5 protein-coding genes are annotated in these 5,333 nt (G+C 68.6%); 4 read left to right on the forward strand and 1 reads right to left on the reverse strand.

Features of this window, described 5'->3' with window-relative positions; all coding sequences use genetic code 11:
• The 4 genes from ADBZ5U_RS14025 to ADBZ5U_RS14040 all read left to right on the forward strand — a co-directional run.
• Window positions 1-521: HRDC domain-containing protein (locus ADBZ5U_RS14025; protein WP_526811189.1), on the forward strand; the 521-nt coding region annotated here is incomplete at its 5' end.
• 38 nt (window positions 522-559) lie between these two features.
• Window positions 560-988 carry an MmpS family transport accessory protein gene (locus tag ADBZ5U_RS14030; protein ID WP_526811191.1) on the forward strand — a complete coding sequence of 143 codons (429 nt, stop codon included), beginning with the start codon at window positions 560-562 and terminating at the stop codon, window positions 986-988.
• Window positions 985-3,861, forward strand: coding sequence for an MMPL/RND family transporter (locus tag ADBZ5U_RS14035; protein WP_526811193.1), 2,877 nt, complete (start codon window positions 985-987; stop codon window positions 3,859-3,861). Before ADBZ5U_RS14030 ends, ADBZ5U_RS14035 begins: the two co-directional genes overlap by 4 nt.
• A 179-nt stretch (window positions 3,862-4,040) precedes the next feature.
• Complete coding sequence (locus ADBZ5U_RS14040; protein ID WP_526811194.1) at window positions 4,041-4,298, forward strand: WhiB family transcriptional regulator; 258 nt, start codon at window positions 4,041-4,043, stop codon at window positions 4,296-4,298.
• Between the two features lie 15 nt (window positions 4,299-4,313).
• Here ADBZ5U_RS14040 and ADBZ5U_RS14045 read toward each other — a convergent pair.
• Window positions 4,314-5,333 (reverse strand): ABC1 kinase family protein (locus ADBZ5U_RS14045; RefSeq protein WP_526811195.1); only part of this gene is annotated, 1,020 nt, incomplete at its 5' end.

Here is a 5,333-nt window from a genome sequence, read left to right on the forward strand (position 1 = left end):
CCCACGGCCCCGACAGCGAGGCCGTCGAAGAGGAACGCCGCCTGCTCTACGTCGGGGTCACCCGGGCCCGCAAGCACCTCGAGCTGTCCTGGGCGCTGGCCCGCACCCCCGGCGGCCGCCAGTCCCGCAAGCCGTCCCGCTTCCTCGGCGGCATCGCGCCGCAGACCCGCGCCGAACCGGCCGGCCCGGCCAAGTCCCGCCGCCAGCGCGGCGCCACCCCGCGCTGCCGGGTCTGCAACGCCGTGCTGGCCACCGCCCCGGCCGTCATGCTGCGGCGCTGCGAAACCTGCTCGGTCGACATCGACGACGAACTGCTGGCCCAGCTCAAGGAATGGCGGCTCGGCGTCGCCCGCGAGCTCAAGGTCCCGGCCTACGTGGTGTTCACCGACAACACCCTGATCGCCATCGCCGAGTCGCTGCCCACCGACGGCGCCGCGCTGACCGCCATACCCGGGATCGGCGCCCGCAAGCTCGAACAGTTCGGCGCCGACGTGCTCGAACTGGTACGGGCCCGTCAGTAGCCGCCGCGCGCACCCCACGGTGCCGTACGGTGTCTGACGTGCGACTGCTGAGCCGGGGCTGGATGTTCCTGGTCGCCATCGCAGTCGTGGCGATCACCGGGTACACCGTCCACCGGCTGCACTACGCCGCCGGCGGCGAGAGCAGCACCGCCACCGTCGACGTCGGCGCCGAGCCCATCGCCCCGTTCAACCCCAAGAACGTCCTGCTGGAGGTGTTCGGTGAGCCCGGCGCGACCGCCCGGATCAGCTACACCGACATCCACGCCCAGCCGCAGCACGTCGATGGCACCACCCTGCCGTGGGCCTACCAGGACTCCACCACCTCCCCGGCGGTGGTCGTCAACATCATGGCCCAGAGCGACGGCGGCTACCTGGGCTGCCGCATCGTCATCGACGGGGTGGTCAAGGTCGAGAAGGTCGTCGAGGGCACCAGCGCCTACACCTACTGCCTGGACAAGTCCGGATGAGCGAGCACCGGCAGACGGGTCGATCCAGGCACCGGCTGGCGAAACTGCTTCGCCGACTCTCGGTTCCGATCGCCTTGTTGTGGCTGGCGCTGGCCGCGTTCACCAACACCGCGTTGCCGCCACTGGAGAAGGTCGCCGAGGCTCACAACGTCGCGCTGACGGCCAAGGACGCCAAGTCGACGCTGGCGATGGCGCACATCGGGGACGTGTTCGGCGAGTTCGACTCCGACGGGGCGGCGATGATCGTCCTCGAGGGCGACCAGCCGCTCGGAGCCGAGGCGCGCGCCTACCACAACACCCTCATCGACAGACTCTCCGCCGACAAGCACGTCGAGCACATCCAGAACTTCTGGGGCGACCCGCTGACCGCCGCCGGGGCCCAGAGCCCGGACGGCAAGGCGGCTTACACCCAGCTGTTCCTGACCGGCAACCTCGGTGAGCCGCAATCGCACGACTCGGTGGAGGCGGTGCGCGCCATCGTCGCCGACACCCCGCCGCCGCCGGGTCTGAAGGCCTACGTCTCCGGTCTGGCGCCGCTGATCTCCGATCAGTTCCAGGCCGGCTCCAAGGGGTCCGAGAAGCTCCACGTGATCACCTTCGGGGTGATCACGCTGGTGCTGCTGATCGTCTACCGGTCGATCTTCACCACGCTGCTGGTGCTGCTCATCGTCGCCATCGAGGTGGCCGCCGCCCGCGGGGTGGTCGCCTACCTGGCCGACGCCGGCCTGATCGGGCTCTCGACGTACGCGACGAACCTGCTCACCCTGCTGGCGATCGCGGCCGGCACCGACTACGTGATCTTCCTGCTCGGCCGCTACCACGAGGCACGGCACGCCGGCGAAGGCCGCGAGCAGGCCTTCTACACCAGCTACCGCGGCACCTCACACGTGGTGCTCGGCTCCGGGCTGACCATCATCGGGGCGCTGTACTGCCTGACCTTCACCCGGCTGCCGTACTTCAACAGCCTCGGCATCCCCGCGGCCATCGGCATAGCGGTGGCTCTGCTGGGTGCGATGACCCTCGCCCCGGCGGTGCTGACCATGGGCAGCACCATCGGGCTGCTCGACCCGCGGCGCAAGATGCGCACCCAGGGGTGGCGACGGATCGGCACGGCCATCGTGCGCTGGCCCGGGCCGATCCTGGTGGTCTCGGTCGGCATCGCCCTGATCGGCCTGCTCGCCCTGCCCGGCTACAAGACCAGCTACAACATCCGCAACTTCCTGCCGGCATCGACGCCCTCCGTCGAGGGGTACGCGGCCGCCGAACGGCACTTCTCCTCGGCCCGGCTCAACCCCGAGCTGCTGATGATCGAGAGCGACAAGGACCTGCGCAACCCGGCCAGCATGCTCACCATCGAGAAGGTCGCCAAGGAGGTCTTCCGCACACCTGGCGTCGCCCTGGTGCAGACCATCACCCGGCCGCTGGGCACCCCGCTGGACAACACCTCGATCCCGTTCCAGATGAGCATGCAGGCCGCCACCCAGTTGGAGACCCTGCCGTTCCAGCAGGCCCGCGCCGAGGACCTGCTGACCCAGATCGGCGAGATCGCCAACTCCATCGACCTGATCAAGCGCCAGTACGACTTACAGCAGCAGCTCAGCCAAGCCACCGACGATCAGGCGCAGAAGTTCCGCGACACCGCCGCCACCATCAAGGACCTGCGCGACAAGGTGGCCAACGTCGACGACTTCTTCCGGCCGATCCGCAACTACTTCTACTGGGAGCCGCACTGCTACAACATCCCGGTCTGTTACGCGATCCGGTCGCTGTTCGACGCCCTCGACGGCGTCGACCAGCTTTCCGACCAGTTCGACCAGGTGACCGTGGCGCTGGACAAGATGACCGCGCTGCAGCCGCAGCTGCTCGAGCTGATCCCCGAGCAGATGGCAATCCAGGAGCGCAATAAGGCTCTGCTGGAACAGAACTACTCCACCCAGACCGGTCTGCTGGCGCAGACCAGGGACGCGCTGGAAGGTTCCACCGCCATGGGCAAGGCCTTCAACGAGGCCAAGGACGACAGCTCGTTCTACCTGCCGCCGGAGGTCTTCAACAACACCGAGTTCAAGCGCGGCATGTCGATGTTCATGTCCCCGGACGGCAAAGCCGTCCGGATGATCATCACCCACGAGGGCGATCCCGCCACGCCGGAGGGCATTTCGCACATCCCGGCCATCGAGAAGTCGCTGAAGGAGGCCCTCAAGGGCACCCCGCTGTCCAACGCGAAGGTCTACCTGGCCGGCACCGCGTCCTCCTACCGCGACATCCAGGAGGCGGCCAGATACGACCTGATGATCGCCGGTCTGTCCGCACTGAGCCTGATCCTGCTGATCATGATGTTCATCACCCGCAGCCTGGTGGCCGCGCTGGTGATCGTCGGCACCGTCGCGCTGTCGCTGGGCGCCTCGTTCGGCCTGTCGGTGCTGCTGTGGGAGCGGCTGTTCGGAATCGACCTGTACTGGATCGTGCCGGCGCTGGCCGTCATCCTGCTGCTGGCCGTCGGGTCTGACTACAACCTGCTGCTGATTGCGCGGTTCAAGGAGGAGATCGGCGCCGGGCTCAACACCGGCATCATCCGGGCGATGGGGTCCACCGGTGCGGTGGTCACCGCCGCCGGCCTGGTGTTCGCCGCGACGATGGGTTCCTTCTACTTCTCCAATCTGCTGGTGCTCGGGCAGATCGGCACGACCATCGGGCTTGGTCTGCTGTTCGACACCCTGATCGTGCGGTCGTTCATGACGCCGTCGATCGCCGCGCTGCTGGGCCGCTGGTTCTGGTGGCCGCTGACGGTGCGGCCCCGGCCGGCCAGCGCGATGCTGCGCCCGTACGGCACCCGGCCGACGGTGCGCGAGCTGCTGCACGCCGACGACGACTGAAACCGCTGGTCGGAAAATCGGTTGTGCCATCCGGTGGCGCACCGATACCCTTTTGCCATGTTCGTCGCCGCTCGCCATGCCGCCGCTCCCTCGTCCGTGGACAGGAGCGTCGCCGGGTCGACCTAGACCGACGAACCCCGAACTCCAGGCCACGGACCGCGAAGTCCGTGGCCTTTTTCATGCGCCGAAAGAGAGAGAGACCGATGATTCCATGTCAGGGCGGTGACCCGGACCTGTGGTTTGCCGAGGACCCGGCCGACCTGGAGCGGGCCAAGACGCTGTGCGGCGACTGCCCGGTGCGCAGCCAGTGCCTGACCGCCGCGCTGGAGCGCGCCGAGCCGTGGGGCGTCTGGGGCGGGGAGATCCTGGAGAGCGGAACGGTGTTGGCGCGCAAGCGGGGCCGGGGGCGTCCGCGCAAGGACGACGTCGCCGCGTAGCCGACCGACGAGAGCTCAGGCCTCGACTACCGGCCCGGGGTCGGCGTAGCCGGGGATCAGCGCCTCGGCCAACTCCCGCACCGGCACCCGGCAGTCCAGCTGGCAGGAGATCGCCACGTTGGAGGCGATCACCCGCATCGGGATCGCCAGCTGCACCGGCAGGTCCATCTGGCGGGCGACCTTCAGCTGCTGCGGCGCGCGCTCCATGTTGGAGGCGGCGTGGCGCTGCAGCCACTTGCGGGTGTAGTGGAACACCGGCACCTGCACCGGCTCGACGTACTGGGCCAGCATCTCGTCGATGTCCTCGATCGAGAGCTGCTCACCCTTGCGGATGAAGCCCACCTTCTCCATGGTCGGCAGCAGCAGGTCGTATTCCTTGTGCTGTGCCAGCCGGATCATCATGCCCATCTCGACCGGCAGGCCGTCGGGCAGCGGCGCGACCGCGCCGAAGTCGATGACCACCAACCTGCCGTCCGGGCGCAGCATGAAATTCCCCGGGTGGGCGTCGCCGTGCATCAACCCCACCCGCGACGGCGCGTCGAAGGTCAGCTCGAAAAGCCTTGTGCCCGCGAGGTCCCGCTCCTCGCGGGTGCCGTTGCGGATGATCTCCGCCATCGGCTTGCCCTCGATCCACTCGGAGACGACGACCTTCGGCGCGCTGCCGACGACGTGCGGGATCGCGAATCGCGGATGGCCGTCGTAGGCCTCGGCGAAGGCGCGTTGGTGGTCGGCCTCCAGCCGGTAGTCCAGTTCCATCTCGGTGCGCTCGACGAGTTCGTCGACCACCCCCTGCACATCCGCACCCGGCGCCAGTTGCCTGAGCACCGACGTCAGCCGCCGCATCGTCTTGAGGTCCGCGCGCAGCGCCTCGTCGGCGCCGGGGTACTGGATCTTGACGGCCACCTCCCGGCCGTCGCGCCACACCGCCTTGTGCACCTGCCCGATGGACGCCGAGGCCACCGGGTCGTCGTCGAAGGAGCTGAACCGGTCGCGCCACTTGGTGCCCAGCTGCCCGTCGAGCACCCGGTGCACCTT

Origin of the sequence: Mycobacterium sp. (genome assembly GCF_040398885.1) — a bacterium.
In the GTDB taxonomy this organism is placed as follows: Bacteria; Actinomycetota; Actinomycetes; order Mycobacteriales; family Mycobacteriaceae; genus Mycobacterium.